The 17979-nt window shown below is 42.6% G+C and carries 15 protein-coding genes; 12 read left to right on the top strand and 3 right to left on the bottom strand.

The window, feature by feature from the left end; all coding sequences use genetic code 11:
- Positions 1-348: 348 nt before the first annotated feature.
- From AC07U8_RS07750 to AC07U8_RS07760, 3 genes are read right to left on the bottom strand one after another with little or no spacing between them, the layout of a single operon-like run.
- Positions 349-1110 carry an SDR family NAD(P)-dependent oxidoreductase gene (locus AC07U8_RS07750; RefSeq protein ID WP_494737624.1) on the bottom strand — a complete coding sequence of 254 codons (762 nt, stop codon included), beginning with the start codon at positions 1108-1110 and terminating at the stop codon, positions 349-351.
- A 25-nt stretch (positions 1111-1135) separates the two neighbouring features.
- Positions 1136-2089 carry a C-terminal binding protein gene (locus AC07U8_RS07755; RefSeq protein WP_494737625.1) on the bottom strand — a complete coding sequence of 318 codons (954 nt, stop codon included), beginning with the start codon at positions 2087-2089 and terminating at the stop codon, positions 1136-1138.
- Entirely contained in the window at positions 2089-3234 is a 1146-nt protein-coding gene (locus AC07U8_RS07760) for a fumarylacetoacetate hydrolase family protein (RefSeq protein ID WP_239045962.1), read from the bottom strand. Before AC07U8_RS07760 ends, AC07U8_RS07755 begins: the two co-directional genes overlap by 1 nt.
- A 291-nt stretch (positions 3235-3525) precedes the next feature.
- Here AC07U8_RS07760 and AC07U8_RS07765 point away from each other — a divergent pair, with 291 nt between their 5' ends.
- The 12 genes from AC07U8_RS07765 (at position 3526) to AC07U8_RS07820 (ending at position 17928) form a co-directional block, all read left to right on the top strand.
- Positions 3526-5010, top strand: a complete 1485-nt coding sequence (locus tag AC07U8_RS07765) for an aldehyde dehydrogenase family protein (RefSeq protein WP_494737626.1) — start codon at positions 3526-3528, stop codon at positions 5008-5010.
- 3 nt (positions 5011-5013) lie between these two features.
- Complete coding sequence (xylB, locus tag AC07U8_RS07770; RefSeq protein ID WP_494737627.1) at positions 5014-6531, top strand: xylulokinase; 1518 nt, start codon at positions 5014-5016, stop codon at positions 6529-6531.
- 16 nt (positions 6532-6547) lie between these two features.
- On the top strand, positions 6548-7195 hold the full coding sequence (locus AC07U8_RS07775) for an HAD family hydrolase (protein ID WP_494737628.1): 648 nt from the start codon (positions 6548-6550) through the stop codon (positions 7193-7195).
- Between the two features lie 39 nt (positions 7196-7234).
- Complete coding sequence (locus tag AC07U8_RS07780; RefSeq protein WP_494737629.1) at positions 7235-8074, top strand: MurR/RpiR family transcriptional regulator; 840 nt, start codon at positions 7235-7237, stop codon at positions 8072-8074.
- A 47-nt stretch (positions 8075-8121) separates the two neighbouring features.
- Positions 8122-8835 carry a ribose 5-phosphate isomerase A gene (rpiA, locus tag AC07U8_RS07785; protein WP_004820490.1) on the top strand — a complete coding sequence of 238 codons (714 nt, stop codon included), beginning with the start codon at positions 8122-8124 and terminating at the stop codon, positions 8833-8835.
- Between the two features lie 242 nt (positions 8836-9077).
- Entirely contained in the window at positions 9078-10187 is a 1110-nt protein-coding gene (locus AC07U8_RS07790; RefSeq protein WP_327858482.1) for a sugar ABC transporter substrate-binding protein, read from the top strand.
- A 46-nt stretch (positions 10188-10233) separates the two neighbouring features.
- On the top strand, positions 10234-11763 hold the full coding sequence (locus AC07U8_RS07795; protein ID WP_494737630.1) for a sugar ABC transporter ATP-binding protein: 1530 nt from the start codon (positions 10234-10236) through the stop codon (positions 11761-11763).
- A 49-nt stretch (positions 11764-11812) separates the two neighbouring features.
- A complete protein-coding gene (locus tag AC07U8_RS07800; protein WP_494737631.1) occupies positions 11813-12811 on the top strand; it encodes an ABC transporter permease in 999 nt (332 codons plus the stop codon).
- Between the two features lie 30 nt (positions 12812-12841).
- On the top strand, positions 12842-14356 hold the full coding sequence (locus AC07U8_RS07805) for an aldehyde dehydrogenase (NADP(+)) (protein WP_494737632.1): 1515 nt from the start codon (positions 12842-12844) through the stop codon (positions 14354-14356).
- A 188-nt stretch (positions 14357-14544) separates the two neighbouring features.
- Positions 14545-15726, top strand: a complete 1182-nt coding sequence (locus tag AC07U8_RS07810) for a maltoporin (RefSeq protein ID WP_494737633.1) — start codon at positions 14545-14547, stop codon at positions 15724-15726.
- 194 nt (positions 15727-15920) lie between these two features.
- Entirely contained in the window at positions 15921-16961 is a 1041-nt protein-coding gene (locus AC07U8_RS07815; RefSeq protein ID WP_494737634.1) for an NAD(P)-dependent alcohol dehydrogenase, read from the top strand.
- 697 nt (positions 16962-17658) lie between these two features.
- Complete coding sequence (locus tag AC07U8_RS07820; RefSeq protein WP_494738587.1) at positions 17659-17928, top strand: lipase secretion chaperone; 270 nt, start codon at positions 17659-17661, stop codon at positions 17926-17928.
- Positions 17929-17979 lie beyond the last annotated feature (51 nt).

Raw genomic sequence — 17979 nt, forward strand, 5'->3', positions numbered from 1 at the left:
CAGCATCATTTTCACTTTGTTTGCCCAGTCAATTAAATTCCGTTTAATCCTTGGGATATTCTTGTTAAATCGTTTTTTAATATCGAAATAGCATTGAAAATAATCATTGCTATATTTCAGTGGTTGTTTTAGTCATCTCTCCTGTAATGGGTAAATTAAGCAGATAAGGCTTGAGTTGCTTTGGGCTATTCGGCTTGATTAAACAACAAGCCGCTCAACTGGATTGCTGATCCACTATATCTGTACCATACCCCATAATCTGATTCTGTTCCAATGCTTGAATAAGATCATCTTCCATTATTTTCGAGTTAGGCCCAAGCTTAATAGATCGCATTGAGCGTGTTGATTTTAAATACAGGTATAGCCAGCATCTGCCGTAATGATTGAACCTGTGATTAGACTTGAGGCATCTGAAGCCAGAAATTGCACAATAGACGCAATTTCATGCGCTTGCCCCATACGGTTAGCCGGTGTCATATCCAGCCATTGATTGACTAAGTGATCTTGGTTTTCAAGGTTTTTTAATAACGGTGTTTTAATATAGGTGGGGGCAACAGCATTCACTCGAATATGACGTTGAGCCCATTCAACTGCAAGTGATTTCGTTAAATGATGCACGCCTGCTTTTGAGGCATTGTAGTGACATTGCGGTTGTGGCACGTTGACAATCTGTCCTGACATTGAACCAATATTGATAATCGATCCTCGTCCAGCATCCAGCATTTGACGGGCAAAGCCACGACAAGTCTTAAAGATGCCAGTCAAGTTGATGTTGATGACATTATCCCACTCCTCATCTGTCATGTGCTCAGCTGGGGTATTCGTCACAATGCCCGCATTACATACCAATATATCCAGCGCTGGTAATGCTTGAGCAAGCGCATTAATCGCTGCACTATCCGTGACATCTAATCTTTCCGCACGCGCAAGATAGCCCTTGGCCTTTAACGCTTGTGCAGTTGTTGTTGCACGATCCAGTAAGATGTCGGTACAAATAACTTCGGCGCCTGTCGCAGCAAGTGCTTCAGCAATTGCTGCGCCTATGCCTTGACCTGCACCTGTGACCAGTGCCAGTTTATTGCTTAAGTCCATTTTCTTGCGATAATCCATATCTTTTCTCTTTGTCTTTTCCATTTTATGTGATGAGTGAGCATCGTAACGGTTCACCACGTAAACTGCGTAATGCTTCTTCAGCGGCTAAGCGCTGTAAGGTATCTACCGATGTATCAGAAAAAAACGCTGCATGTGGAGACATGATTAAATGAGGTGCTGTACGTAAAGGCGAGTCTGCTGGTAATGGCTCTTGTGCAAAGACATCGAGTCCTGCGCCTGAGATTTGTCCACTGAGCAAGGCTGCGGCTAATGCTGTTTCATCAATCAATCCACCTCTTGAGCAATTGATAATGATTGAACCCTGAGGCATTTTTGCCATCGCCTCAGCATCAATCAAATGACGTGTTACTGAGGTCAGTGGAACATGTAGCGATAAAACATGGGCAGAAGAAATCACTTGCTCCTGTGACATTAAGTGAACGCCTAGTGCTTTTGCTTGCGCTTCGGTGACATATGGGTCAAAGCCAATTATATGACAACCAAAGGCAGCGAGGCGTGAGACATAAGCTTTCGCAATACGTCCTAGCCCGATTAAACCTACAGTGGTATTACGCAACGAACGAATACCTGTAACCATTTGGTCGATCTTCCATTCACCTGCGCGGATACCTTGGTCATATTGATTGAGTTTACGTGCCATCATCAAGGTCATGGCAGCTGCATGATCAGCGACTTCTTCAATACCATAATCAGGTACATTACATACCTGTATCCCAAGTTGTTTTGCGGCGACGAGATCAACATTATCGACACCAACGCCATAACGTACAATGGTTGCACCAGTTGCCATGGCCTGCATCACACGATGGGTCATGGGTGCAAAGTTGTTGAGTACTACATTTGCTCCTGCAACGGCTTGTACTGTTTCTGCTTCACTACGGCATTGAAATGCAGCAAAACTTGCCCCGGCAACTTGCGCGGCTGCTTGCTCATGTCGTGTATTGCCAAAGGCTTGATCAGTGACCACTAATTTCATTAGAGCACTCCTCGTTTTACTAAATTACGCATCAGTGCACGGGTTCCATAAGTCCATGGTTGTGCTTGATCAGCATAAACAACAGTATTACGTAATGTGCCTAAAAGCGGAGTTGAGATTTCGACCACGTCACCTGGTTTATGGGTAAAGCCAGAACCTTGACCTTCTCGATCTTGTGTTGGCGCAAACATTGTGCCTAAAAATAACATAAAGCCATCTGGGTACTGATGCGAGTCATTGTAGGTTTGTGCGACCAGATGCGCGGGTTTACGACTGATTTCCGCCATATTGGAGTGTCCCGACATGCTGAAACCATCTTCTACACCAGTTACAGACATGTGAAGCGTGGCATTCTCAATATCGCTAAGGGTGAAATCTGAGTCAAATAGACGGATAAATGGGCCAATTGAACATGATGCGTTATTGTCTTTTGCCTTGCCGAGTAATAGCGCTGAACGGCCTTCAACATCACGTAGATTGACATCATTGCCCAGCGTCGCACCACGGATATTGCCTTGGCTATCCACCGCCAGCACTATTTCTGGCTCAGGGTTGTTCCATGCTGAAATCCGATTAATCCCCACTTGTGCACCATAACCAACAGCAGACATGGGTTGTGACTTGGTGAAGACTTCGGCATCTGGCCCAATCCCGACTTCGAGATATTGTGACCATAAACCTTCAGCGATCAAGGTCGCTTTAACTTCGGCTGCTTGTTCAGAACCCGCTTGAATATTCGATAAACTGCCGCCGATTAGTGTACCTATACGTTGACGTAATGCTTCGGCACGAGCTGGATCACCCGAGGTTCGTTCATCGATGACACGTTCAACCATACTTTTGGCAAAAGTAACCCCACAAGCTTTTAAGGATTGAAAGTCACAGGGTGCAAGTAAGCAAGGACGATCTGCGTGGTAACCCATTTCTGTAGGATCAAGCACCAAATCTTCAACTCTTCCAAGTACTTCACCTGTGAGTTGGTCAAAACGACCAGCAGGATCATGGTCAAGAAAATCAGCCATTGAGATGACCGACTCGGTGACATCAATCATTATGTTGTCACGTAAGATGACAACCGATGGCCCTTTGTGAGGAAGCCAAACACGTCCAACCAATTTGGCGCTGTTGAGTGATGTGGGTAACATGGAGAATCCTTCCTTTGTTTATCATTTGTTATATCTAGCAATACTACTTTTTAATTTTAGCTTTGGTCAAGTAGTGTATTGAGTATATGCAGAGATTATTCACTTATATTAATAGATTATGTATTTATATAATTGTTTTTTAATTATAAATTATTTTATTTTTATTGTTGATTTTGATGTTTTCCCAAAGGGTTTTTAGATAATTTATAAATTATTCTTGCATAAAAATAGTATTACTATATATTTTAACAATGAATAACAAGATTACTCGCATAGGAAGGCGTGAAGTAAATGATGAAAAATAATGCTTTAGCTGAATCAATCGCTGTACTCGACAGTACTTTATATATCGACGGAAAATTTTCTAAAGGCAAAGGGTCTCGCTTGCCTGTGCTAAACCCTGCAACGGGTGAGGTGATTGGTCATATTGCTGCAGCAACAACGGATGAGATTGATGCGGCTGTTTCTGCTGCACGTCATGCATTTGCTTCATGGTCTAAGCTTGTGCCAAAAACGCGCGCGATCGCTTTGCATCGTTTAGGCGACCTTATTGCTGCAGATGCCTTAAATATGGCAATGATCATGACAGCGGAGCAAGGCAAACCTGTTAATGAAGCAAAAGGTGAAATTCTAAAACTTGCTGAAGCATGTCATTTTTATGCTGAAGAAGCCACGCGAGTGCATGGTGAAATTATTCCCAATGATCAACAAGGATTCCAAAGTTTAGTGGTACGTGAACCGATTGGTGTGGTTGCTGCAATTACACCGTGGAACTATCCCGCTGAGTTGGTGGGATGGAAATTATGTGCCAGCCTTGCTGCTGGATGTAGCATTGTTATTAAACCTGCTGAATTGACGCCATTTACTGCTTTGGCAATTGCACAAAAATGTCATGTAGCGGGTATTCCTGCAGGTGTAGTCAATGTATTGACAGGTAAAGGCTCACAAGTGGGGCAGGCACTGGTCGAGCATCCGCAAGTGGATAAAATTGCATTTACGGGCTCAAGTGCAGTGGGTTTGCATATCCAACAAAGCTGCCCACAAGTGAAACGTCTGTCTTTAGAGTTGGGTGGCAATTGCCCGATGATTATCACCGCGAGTGCCGATCTTGATGCAGCGGTTAAAGGTGCAGCACGTCGTAGCTTCCGTAATTGTGGGCAAATCTGTATTGCGATTAATCGCATCTATGTGCATCGCGCAGTCTATGAGGAGTTTGTTACTCAACTTGCAGCGGCGGCTGATGCATTGAGTGTCGATAATGGCTTGGAAAATCCAGCCGCTGATCTCGGCGCAATGGCATCTGCTGAACCTTTGGATAAAACGCGTATCCATCTCCAAGATGCTTTGGCTAAAGGCGCACGATTGGTGGCTGGTGGTAAAGCACCAGAGGGGACTCAATATGCCAAAGGACATTTTTTTCGTCCAACTGTGATCGCGGATTGTAAGCATAGTATGCAAGTCATGAGCGAAGAAACGTTTGGTCCTTTGGTTGGGGTTGCGCCTTTTGATGATTTGGATGAGGCAATCAGCTATGCCAATGATACGCCTTATGGTTTAGCAGCTTATTGTTATGCTCAAAATTTGACAGAAATTCACCGGGTTTCAGCGGGTCTTGATTATGGCAATGTTGCGATCAATAACGTTGACGCTGGAATAATGAATGCTGCTTATGGTGGTCGTAAGCAAAGTGGCGTTGGCTACGAACATGGTCGTGAAGGATTGCTTGAATATTTTAATTTCAAACATATTCGTTTACACCACGGCGTGGAGAATTGATTTATGCAAGTACTTCTAGGGATAGATATAGGAACTTCAGGATGTAAGGCTTTATTGATCGATATTGAAGGAAAAGTTGTTGCAGCCGATATCGCAACTTATCCATTGTCTAGACCTCGACCAGGTTGGACAGAGCAAGATCCTGAATTGTGGGTGGAGGGTGCACGTCAGGCTGTCGCAGGGGTATTGGCCAAAGCGCCTCTAGTGCAAATATTGTGTATTGGCTTGTCTGGGCAAATGCATGGCTTGGTTCCACTTGATGCTTCACAGCAAGTTTTACGTCCAGCTATTTTATGGAATGATCAACGTAATCAAGCTGAATGTGATGATATTGTCGTGGCTGCTGGTGGCTTAGACGGATTGCTTGCGGCAACCAATAACAGAATGTTGGTGGGCTATACCGGTGGCAAAATTCTTTGGATGCAACGCCATGAGCCTAAACTGTTTGCGCGTATGCGTAGCATGTTGAACCCGAAAGATTATTTGCGTTTACGTCTGACTGGGGTGATTGCCACTGAAGTTTCTGATGCTTCTGGCACAGGCTTGTTTGATGTGCGCGCACGACAATGGGCGATGGGCTTGATTGAAAAGATAGGAATTAACCCTGAAATACTCCCACCGGTATTTGAATCACAAGTAATTTCAGGACACGTCTCAGCAGCAGGTGCGGCACTCTTCGGTCTTCCAGAGGGATTGCCTGTTGCGGGTGGGGGTGGGGATTCGGTAATTCAGACTTTTGGTTCAGGTGTGATTGAGCCGGGTGAACTGCAAACCACACTTGGTACAGGAGGGATTCTCGCTGCTGCCTTAGATACAGCACAAGAAAACCCAAAAGGTCGTTTGCAGGTTTTCTGCAATGTCGCTGCTGATAAATGGCATTGCATGGGTGTCTCCCTCAATGCTGGCAGTGCAATGAATTGGTTCCGTGAGAATTTTTGTCATATTGCTGACGGGCAACATCTGTCATTTGAGCAAATTGTTGCTAAAGCAACAGCGAGTACCGCGGGTGCAAAGGGTTTACTGTTTTTACCTTATCTTTATGGTGAGCGTTGTCCACATGCCGACCCTAAAGCGCGTGGCGCGCTTATCGGTCTCACTGCACGACATGATTGTGGTGATGTTGCTCGGTCTGTGATGGAAGGGGTGGTGCATGCCTTGGCGGATATGTATTCCTTAATGCAGCCATTAGGGATTGAAAAGCATGTGATTAAAGCTTCTGGGGGTGGTGCAAAGTCTACCCTTTGGCGACAAATCCAGGCCGATTTATTTGGTTGTGAGGTGGTGACGACCGATGGTGCTGCTGAAGGTGCCGCCTTTGGTGCTGCATTGGTTGCTGGCTTGGCAATGGGGGTTTGGCCCGATGCACAGAGTGCGATCAAAAACTTTCGGGCAATTTCTAGAGAACAGCCAAATTTGGCAGTCGCTGAGGTGTATGCACAAGCGCATGAAATGTATCGCAGTCTCTATCCCGTATTGGGGCAAACGCTTACCGCATTAAGTTCTCCAATTTTTGACCAATAATTCTCAGGAGTTTTTTATGACTGCTTATTCTGCATTTATCTTTGATTTAGATGGCACGCTGATTGATAGTGCGCCTGATATTGCGGAGGCTTTAAATATTGGCTTTGCTCAAAATGGTTGGCCCAAGCTTGAGGCGCATTTTGTTGAAAAATTTCTTGGCAATGGTCCACGTCGGCTGATTATCGATATTTTAGATGAATTGGATGTTGCATATGACGAAGTAACATTACAGCAAACTCTACAATGTTACCAACAGGCGTATCTGGCCAATCCTGCGGGGCATACCCGAATTTTTCCACACGTACGTGAAGATCTTGAGGCGTTAAAATCGGCTGGGATAAAATTGGGCATTTGTACCAACAAAACCCATGCAATCACTGCTAAAGTGTTGCAGCAATTGGGCTTGTCTGAATTATTTGATGTGGCCTTGGGTGCGGATGCGGTACCTGCCTGTAAACCAGATCCAAAACATTTGTTGGCTGTGGCGGACGCGATGAATTTGGTTACTGGTGGTTGGGCTTATGTGGGCGATACACCCATTGATCAACAAGCCGCAGTGGGTGCTGATGTGCCTTTTTTTGTTGTACCTTGGGGCGGTGGCCCAGAAGTGGAAATTTCTGCCAAGCAACGTTTAAGTCGTTTGGCAGATTTATTACAAGTTTGATTTGATGTGCTGTCAAGTGGCGGCGAGGAGTGTAGTGGTATGACCGTCAGTTTGTTACAGCGGATTCTTCAAGAAAGTGAAAATATGCATCGTGCTGAACGACGTGTGGCTGATTTTGTGGTGACATCCCCATCTAAAGTGATCCAGATGAGTATGGCGAGTCTGTCTGAAGTCTGTTCTGTTAGTGATCCAACCATTATGCGCTTTTGCCGCCGTTTTGGTTTTGAGGGTTATCAGGATTTAAAACTTCAGTTGGCGCAGAGCTTAGTGCCATCTGCACCATTTGCTTATGAGCAAATTATTCCCAATGACAGTATTGAAAATATTGTACGGAAAACCTGCCGTAATTCACTGAATGCAATTCAGCGCTTGGCTGAAGATTTAGTGCCAGAGCAAATCACGGCGGGAGCAGGTTGCCTACAAGCAGCAAATTGGGTTGGCATTTATGCTACAGGAATGTCTGAAATTAATGCTGTGGATGCAGAACATAAATTTCAACGACTGGGTATCCGCTGTCAGGCCTTGCTTGGTACAAAGCACCAACGTATTCATGCCGATAGCGCCAGACCTGAAGAAGTTATTTTGATTTATTCGCAGTCTGGACATACACGTAAAGTGGTTGAGATTGCCAGCATTGCCCGTAAACGTGGTGCAAAAGTGGTTTCGATTACGGCACATGATAGTCCATTGGCACAGATTTCAGATGTGCTGATTGCCGTGCAGCCTTATGAGCATACCGAGCTTATGACGCCGTTGGCTTCACGTCTGAACCATCATCTGGTGACCAATATGTTAGTCACTGCCATTGCAATCGCAAGTGGTAGTCAATTTCCTGATCAATTGCCGGCGCTTGACTTATGGCACACGGACAAGATTTGATCAATTAAAAAGCAGCAGTGAAGCCGCGTAAGTAACAGGAGTACTGAATGAGTAATCAACAGGATGAAGCAAAAAAAGTAGCAGGACGCCGAGTAATTCAGGATTTTATCCATGATGGTATGAAATTGGGCTTAGGTTCTGGAACGACGTCGCATTTTTTTGTTCGAGAGTTGGGTGCACACATCCGAGAACATGGATTAACCCTGACGTGTACCACCACTTCTCGTTCAACCATTGAGGTGGCACAACAGGTGGGGATTGAAATCACGGATCCCAATGAGATCGGTGAAATTGATCTGACCATTGATGGTCCAGATGAAGTTGATCACCAGTTTAATATGATCAAAGGCGGTGGTGCTTGTTTGCTTTGGGAGAAGATCATCGCACATGCTTCTAAACAAATGATCTGTATTTGTGATGAAACCAAGATTGTCGATTGTTTGGGTGGCTTTCCGCTTCCAGTTGAGGTGGTGCAATTTGCATGGAAGCAAACCTTAGTAATGGTTGAACGTGTACTTGCACAACATGGTATTGACAATATACGGATTGAACGTCGAATGCGTGATGGGCAACCCGTTATAACAGACAGTGGTCATTTTATTCTAGACTGCCATTGTGGGCCAATAATCAAAGATCCATCACCATTAGAGATTGAGCTTAATCGAATTCCGGGTGTGGTCGAAAATGGTCTGTTTACCCGTGAAGCGGTGGGGATGGTGGTGGCGTGTTTTGATGGAACCTCTTACGTCAAAATGCGATAATATAGTAAAACTATATTTTATGGTTATAAAACTAAAATCGATTTACCAGAATAAAATGGTTGATATTTCTCTTAAATATCCGTGTTTATTATATATTTAAGCTTTTTTTGTTTAATTTTAAGTATCTATTTATTGTATCTAAAGATTATTTTTTAAATATTCTGTATGGGATGTTATTGACAGTTTAATTAAAAATGTAGTATTACTAGGTTTAATAAATAAGGAATAAAGGAGATATTCCAATGACAAAATCAAATCAGGGCGGAATAACCCGCCGTAATCTATTTAAAAGCGCAGTTGCAGCAGGTATAGGACTGAGTTTGGGGGGAGGGCTGATAGGATGTAGTCGTTCTACATCAACCGCAACTCGTCTTTCAATTCCATATTCCAATAAAAGTCTTGATTACTACTTTTTTGTGATTCAGGAAGAAGCTGTTAAACGTGCGGTGCAAGCCAACTCAGGCGAGTTTCAAGCCACCAATGCAAACTTTGACAGTACCCGTCAGCTTGAGCAGTGGCAGAGCTTACTCTTATCAAAACCATCGGCGATTATTTCAGATTCAATAGACAGTCAGGCGATTGTTTCTGCCATCCAGCGCTATAACCAGCAAAAAATTCCTGTCGGTATTATCGATACGCCTGCGGATGGTGGTGATGTCGCAATTACTGTGAGTTTTGATAATTTTCAAGGCGGTGTCATTGCTGCAGAGGAGATTGTAAGTCGTCTGGTCAAAAAGTACGGAAAGCCAAAAGGTAAAGTCTTGAATTGTTTTGGTGCTTTGGCTTCTGTGGCATGGCGTTTACGTAAAGAAGGCATGGATTCAGTTTTTGCGAAATACCCAGAAATTACCTATTTGTCTCGACCGACTGAAGGGCAACTGGAAAAAATGCTGGCGGTAACTTTATCTACTTTATCTGAGCATCCTGATCTAGATGCAGTACATGCACCTTCAGATTCTCCTGCTCGCGGTATTGCGACTGCATTGCAACAAAGAAATCGTTGGAAGAAGGTCGGTGAGGAAGGCCATGTTATTTTCGTGACGATTGATGGTGAGCCAATTGCTTTGAAATGGATTCAGGAAGGCTATATGGATGCATGTGTATCTCAAGACCCAATCGCGTATGGTGAGATTGCAGTTGAAATGCTAACTAAGCATTCATTGAAGAATGCAGAAGTGCCTTTGGGTGAATACCACAACACCAAGTACTTTTGGGAAAAAGGCATCATCGTAAAAGGTAAAACAGGACCAACACTGATTATTCCTGCTTTTGTCATCAATAAGGACAATGCCAGTGATGCAAGACATTGGGGGGCCGTGGCTGAGAAGGATTGGGGCATTCCCTATGCTTAATTCGTATTGAGTAAAGCAGACTTGTTCCAGTGATGACAAATAAGCAATGTTGAGAGAAAAAATGGGATTACATGAACGGAATATTGATAAGGCAATTAATGAGAAGATCCTAAGCATTGACAATGTGACCAAAAGTTATGGTGTGGTTCAAGCACTACGTGGTGTCACGGTTGAGATTTGTAAAGGTTCTATTCATGGCTTGCTGGGTGAAAACGGTGCAGGTAAATCCACATTGGTTGGCATCATTTCGGGACAAGTCACCCCCACATCTGGGCGAATTATTTTAAATGGACGTGTACTTGAGCATGTTGATGTCAAAGCAATGGAAGCCGCTGGGGTTTTCTTGGTGACACAAGAGCCAATGATCATTGACAACATGACCGCAGAAGAAAACCTGATGCTGGGTATCTGGCCGAATAAAAAAGGTTTTATCGATTGGAAAACTTTGCGTGGCAATGCAAGTCGTATGCTTGAAGGGACCAATATCGATGCCAAAGCGCTAGCAGGGCATTTAAATGCGGTGGCACGACGTAAGTTAAATATTCTACGGGCGATGTTCTCTGGGGGTCGGGTGATTATTTTGGATGAACCAACAGCGGCATTAACCGTTGCTGATCGCCGTCAGTTATTTGATTTTATGCATAAATTAAAAGCTACGGGGGTAACGTTTATCTTTATCTCACACTACAACGATGAAATTCTTGAAATTTGTGATGCGGTGACTGTATTACGTGATGGCAGTTTGGCAGGTGGTTCTGACAATGTGAGTAACATGAGTTCTGAACAACTGACTGAGTTGGTGATCGGGAGAGATCTTGCGCTTTTTCAACGGGAGCGATGTGATTACACCGGTCAAATCCCTGCTGTTTGTTTAAAAAATATATATGGCAAAGATTTGGCCTTGCAACAACTGAACATTGGTCTAGGCGAAGTGATTGGATTTACAGGTTTGCCTGGCGCAGGTGCCAAAGAAATTGCTCGGGCAATCTTTGGATTGCATCCTGCAAAAGGCTCAATCTCAATGCATGGCGAAGATGCGCAACCTTTAGCAACATCTCCACATGAAGCCTTTGATATGGGAATTGCTTATCTTTCTGATGATCGTCGTCATGATGGGGCGGTGGGACAGATGTCAATTGGATCGAATATTGCGCTTTCTTCTTTATCACAACGCTCAAAATTGGGATTTATCGATCAACAGGCAGAGGATTCGGTGATTCAGCATTATTTTAACGCAATGGGGGTGAAAGCCCCCAATGTTGAATATGCAGTGGATACATTGAGTGGTGGTAATCAACAAAAAGTTTGCTTGGGGCGAGTGTTGGCAGCAAAGCCGCGATTGCTGATGGTGGATGAACCGACACGTGGAATTGATATTGGGGTGAAACAAGATGTATTGCGCATCATTGATGAACTTAGTCGTGCTGGTGTTGCGGTCATCATTGTTTCAACCGATATGGACGAATTGGTTCGTGTGGTCGACCGGGTGTGTATTTTTGATCAAGGGACTGTAAAAGAAACATTGACGGGTCAGGAGATTACCGTCGACCGTCTACGCGCATCCGTTCAGGCGTGATGTCACGAGACAATAATAAGGATAGATGCAATGAGTAAGGAGAGATGCAATGGGTAATGAAATAGCAGCAGACAATAAGATCACCAACATTACAGCAAAGAAAAATACCCGCGAAATTTTAGGTTGGGTGCTCCACAACGTGGTCTGGATTTGGTTGATCGCTTTGGTCATCATTTTTGGTGCATTTAATGAATACTTTCTTACCGTGTTTAATTTGCAAAATATTATGGTGCAGGCAACCGTTTTAGGGCTTTTGGGTTTGGCTGTTGCATTGCCATTGTTGATTGCTGAAATCGATCTTTCAATTCCAGCAAATGCAGGTTTTTCCGCTGCTGTGGGTGCACTTGCTTATTCTGATTGGGGATTACCTTGGTTTGCCGCGATTTTACTGGGCTTATTGGTCGGTACTTTTATTGGGTTCTTTAACGGTTGGTGTATCACCCAATTAAAAATGGTTGCACTGATCCAAACTCTAGCAATGATGATCATCCTTCAAGGTGCACTTTTGGCCTTAACACAAGGCAAAACACTGAATAATTTTGCAGAAGCTTATACCTGGATTGGGCAAGCAACCTTCGGGACTTGGCCATTAATGCCAGTGGTATTTCTGATCATGTTGTTGATTATTGGCGTGATGTTGAAACATACCGTTTTGGGTCGTTCAATCTATGCTGTAGGTGGAAATCCTGCTGCTTCACTCTCTGCGGGAATCCGAGTGAAGCGTATCAAAATTATGACCTATACCATTTCTGGGTTTCTTGCTGCTCTTGCGGGATTCTTACTGGCTTCATGGCAAATGGCGATTACATCAAATCAAGGCTCAAGCTATCTACTTTATGCGATTGCAGCGCCCATTATTGGTGGTGTCAGTGTATTTGGTGGGCGTGGCAATGTGAAAGGCGTATTGGGTGGTGTATTGCTACTCACGATCATTCAGGTCGGACTTGCAATTATCAATGTGCCTTCTTTTTATGTCGGAATGATTGGAGGAATCATGATTTTTATTGCAGTACTGATTGATGCTTTCCGTGTCCGTTATTTTGGTTAATTTACTCAACTTGATCGAGGAAAAAGCACAATGTCTTTTCAACCACATGGTCAGCACTTAATCGCAGGGAAGTGGATTGCGACTGATCAGACTTTTACCAATAACCCGATTGATGGTTCAGTATCTCGTTTTTCTGTCGGTCATCGTGAACTTGTCAATCAAGCGTGCCAAGCCGCAGAAGATGCTTTTTGCACTTATGGTTACTCAACGCTTGAGCAGCGCGCGACTTTTCTCAATGTCATTGCTGATGAAATCGAAGCTCGAGCAGATGCGATTACCCAGATTGGAACCCAAGAAACAGGGTTGCCCAAGGCTCGACTGGAAGGAGAACGTGGGCGTACTGTGGGGCAGCTGCGACTTTTTGCTGCACATATCTTGAAAGGTGAGTTTTTGGATCGCCGGCATGATGTTGCACTTGCGGATCGAAAGCCACTGCCACGTCCAGATATTCGTTTAATGCAACGCCCAATCGGACCAGTTGCAGTGTTTGGTGCATCAAATTTTCCGCTGGCATTTTCAACAGCAGGCGGGGATACAGCATCGGCATTGGCCGCAGGGTGTCCAGTTGTGGTTAAAGGGCATGAGGCACATCCAGGTACAGCGGAGATTGTTGCTGAAGCGATTCATGCTGCGATTGAAAAATGTGGACTGCACGCTGGTGTATTTAGTTTAGTCCACGGTGGAGCATTAGATGTTGGTCAAAGCTTAGTACAACATCCGTTGATTAAAGCGGTTGGATTTACAGGTTCGTTGCGTGGCGGACGTGCTTTATATGATCTTTGTGTTGCACGTCCAGAACCGATCCCGTTCTTTGGCGAATTGGGTTCTGTTAATCCAATGTTTATTTTGCCAAATGCAATTGCCAATCGTGGTGCTGAAATTGCCAAAGGCTGGGCTGAATCATTGACATTAGGCGCAGGTCAATTCTGTACCAATCCTGGGGTCGCCGTGTTGATCGAAGGTTTAGCAGCAGATGCATATATTCAAACTGTTGTAAAAACACTTGAATCTGTTCCAGCACAGGTTATGTTAACCGATGCGATTGCCGAGGCTTATCGTGAAGGGCAAAAACGTTTGGCAAATACAGCAAATGTAAGTGAAGTCTTTAGTTCAAGCAGTGATTTGCGTAATGCGAGTCCTTATCTGTTTGTTACAACAGGCAAAGCATGGCTGGAGAATAAGACCTTAGAACAAGAAGTATTTGGACCGCTGGGTTTAGTGGTTATTGTTAAAAATATCGATGAATTGATGCACGTGGCGAAGTCCCTTGAGGGGCAGATTACCTGTACGCTTCATCTTGATCAAGCAGATCATCACGTTGCAAGTCAATTACTGCCTGTACTGGAACGTAAAGCAGGCCGTATTCTTGCAAATAGTTTCCCAACTGGGGTTGAGGTATGTGATGCCATGGTTCATGGCGGACCCTATCCAGCTTCAACAAACTTTGGTGCAAGCTCTGTAGGCACGCTAGCGATTCGTCGCTTTATGCGTCCTGTGTGTTATCAAAATATTGCGGAAGACTTGCTTCCTGTGGATTTACGTTAAGTAAAAATCAAGCCTAATGTGCTTGAAAATAAAGGCAATGAGATGAATTAAAGGAGATGATTTTATCTCATTATTAAACTCTAAATCGAATTGAAATAAATATAATTTTAATGAGTGTGCTCTTTACTCCATCCAACTGAATGAATCAGAGGGATAAGGCAAACTCATGCTTAAAAAAGGAATTTAACATGAAAACAAACGTATGGATTGTTGGAACAGCGGTTTTTTTATTGTCGCAAATTACATCTGCGATTGAATTTGGTGGCTATTTCCGTACGGGAATCGGTGCAACTGAAAATGGCAAAACACAAGAGTGTTTTCGCCTCACGGGGGCGCCGACCAAGTATCGTCTTGGCAATGAATGTGAACAATACGGTGAGTTTTTTGCCCAACAAAACCTGATCAAATTAAAAGATAATTCCGAACTGAACATCAAAGGAATGCTTCAGTTCTATAACCAATATGGGCAAACATTAAGTTTTAATGACGACAATGGTTTTACCCGAATGAACCAAATTTATTTGGACTGGAGAAATATTTCCTATCTGAATGGGGCAAATCTCTGGGCAGGTAGGCGATTTTATCAACGTAATGACATTCACATGACTGATTTCTTTTATTGGAATCAGAGTGCTACTGGCTTCGGTATTGATGATTATAAAATCAATGACTTGTCCTTAAGTTATGTGTTTTCCCGAAAAGACAATGTATTTCAGGAAAAATATATCAATCGACATGATGTGACAGTGAAAGGGATTCCAATCGGTTCTAAAAATACAATCAATACAGGCTTGTCATTGATTGATGCAGATGAGATGGGCTGGGCATTGACAGTACAAAATGTCACGGCTGAGGTATTGAATGGTAAAAATACCGTGGCGCTACAATATGGTCAAGGCGCTGGAATCGGGCTGAGTTATACCGGTAATCCTGAACTGGATCGTGATACTTCTTCATTGCGCTTTCTTGAAATATTGGATTGGACTTCAGACAGTAAGAAATTCAATGGACAAGCTCAATTTATTTACCAAAAAGACCAACTCAAGAATCAACAAGATCGTGATTGGATTTCAGTGGGCTCTCGGGTGGCATATGTGGTTCAAGATCATTTTAAAATTTCCACTGAAATTGGCTATGACCAAATTAAGGCCAATGACCAAACCCGTAATCTGACCAAATTGACACTTGCACCAACCTGGTCGATAAAGGGCACAGGCTATTATGATCGCCCAGAACTGCGCCTTTATTATACCTATGCATTTTGGAACGATAATGAGCAAAAAATGCGTGATTTGGTGATGCCGAATAACAATTTTCACAATGTGAATCGTGGTTCAAACTTTGGTGCTCAATTGGAATATTGGTGGTAAGGCTTTAATTGATTATTCAAAAATGAGTGGTCTTATAAGATCGCTCATTTTAAAAAATGTGACTCAATTGAAAATATGACTCAATTAAAAATGACATCAACCATTGCAATAGAGCCACAGTGGAATACGTCAGCAGCAGAAAGTCAAAACAAAAAAAGCAACAACGGAAAACAACACCCAAGGAAGCAATCACAATGAAAGCATTGGTACTGGAAGAAAAAGATAAACTGCAAATTCGTGATATTGAGATCAATGAATATCTAAGCGCAACTGATGTACGCATTAAAATTGCCAAAGTGGGTATCTGTGGCAGTGACGTGCATTATTATCAGCATGGTCGAATTGGTGATTTTATTGTCAATGCACCAATGATTCTGGGGCATGAAGCGAGTGGGATCATTGTTGAAGTAGGTTCAGCAGTTCAACATTTAAGAATAGGCGATCGTGTATGTATGGAGCCTGGGGTTTTTGAGCCAAATTCTCCAGAAGCGATGCAGGGTTTGTATCATCTTGATCCGAATATTCAGTTTTGGGCAACACCGCCTGTACATGGTGTATTGCGTGAGACTGTGGTCCATCCTGCAAACTTAACCTTTAAGGTACCAGATCATGTCAGCCTTGAAGAAGCAGTGCTGGTTGAACCTTTGGCCTCAGGTGTACATGTGGCTCGCAAAGTGGGTATTTCACCTGGTGATACTGCTGTGGTTACTGGTGCAGGGACGATTGGTGCTTTAACGGCATTGGCATTACTCGCATCAGGTTGTAGTCGAGTTATCATTACGGATGTAAAACAGCAAAAGTTGGATTTTTTAGTCCAGCATTATGGTGAGCGTTTAATTGGATGTAATGTCGCACAGGAAGATTTAAAGTGCTTTGTGCAACGGCACTTTGTCGGTGGTGTCGACCTATTTGTTGACTGTAGTGGTCATGCAAGCGCAATTGCAGCAGCGCCCGATTGTCTAAAACCTGCGGGCAAACTGGTTTTTGTTGGAATGCCACAACACGCTGTGCCTATGGATATTGTTGCCATGCAGGTCAAAGAGATTGAGACAATTTCAATTTTCCGTTATGCAAATGATTATGAGCGTTCTATTGCGCTGATTGCTTCTGGTCAAATTAATGTGAAGCCGTTAATTTTAAAAAAAATTCATTTTAATCAAAGTATTCAAGCATTTGAGTTGGCGGCATCGGCACCTGCAGATGTGATTAAAATTATTATTGATTTTGATCTGTAATTTCTGAATCAGTAAGCGCTTAAATAGGCGAGGAGAGATATTTAAAAATGAAGCATTTAAAAATATGTACTCCCACCCAACAGCGACATCCATGTCGCCCTATAGTAGGACATCCTATGATTCAAAAGTACAAAAAACGAATTAATAACCAATAGTTTCTAAAAGTTTATACAAAAATATATGCTTTATTTATGATCAATGACTAGATATAAATCACTTGTATGAATAATGCGTTGGTTTGACTATATTTATTATACTAATTAAATGAAAGTTAAATAATAACCTTGGATGATAAAATTTTAATTTTTTATTTATAGTCTGACTTTTTTGATTATCATAAATAATAATTAAGCATTTAATATAATCATTTTTTTATTATTCAAGTGATTTTTATTTGTATGTTTAATTCAATTGAATTTACTAAAACCCTAAAAGAAAATACTTTATACATATCGGTCTTTATATTTGTCGTAATTTGTCAATGAATTCGTGGTGAAATGTCAATACGCATATTTCTAAATTTTATACTTTAACACTGTGTTGTGAATATTTATCAATAAAATTCCACAACTTTTATAACTTTAAGAAATGATTTAAATCAATACCAATCGATAAGACAGCACGAAGGATTTGTGAATCTTGGTATGTGTTTTAGTTTGAGACGACGATATAGATCATGACAAGAAAATTTTTATAAATACGCAAGGAGCGGTTAAAAGTGTTTGGTTCTGAAGTGACCGAACGGATGGAATCTGTTGATCAATCAAGAGCGCAATTTAAAAACCAAGCAGAAATATATATGCAAAAGCGAGGTGAAATTTTGCAGCGTGATTTAAATATGCTTGATCAGGAAAAATCAATTGAAGCGCTTAGAAAAGAAATTTTTAGTGACAGATATGATAAGCGGAGAATTATCAGTTTGGAAAAAATTTATGATACGGAAAAATCGCTAGATATTCTCAATTAATGCATGTGTATTCAATGAATCAATCTAGTGAATGGGACCGTAGAGAATAAA

It is taken from the genome of Acinetobacter sp. GW821-FHT01E09, assembly GCF_059422385.1.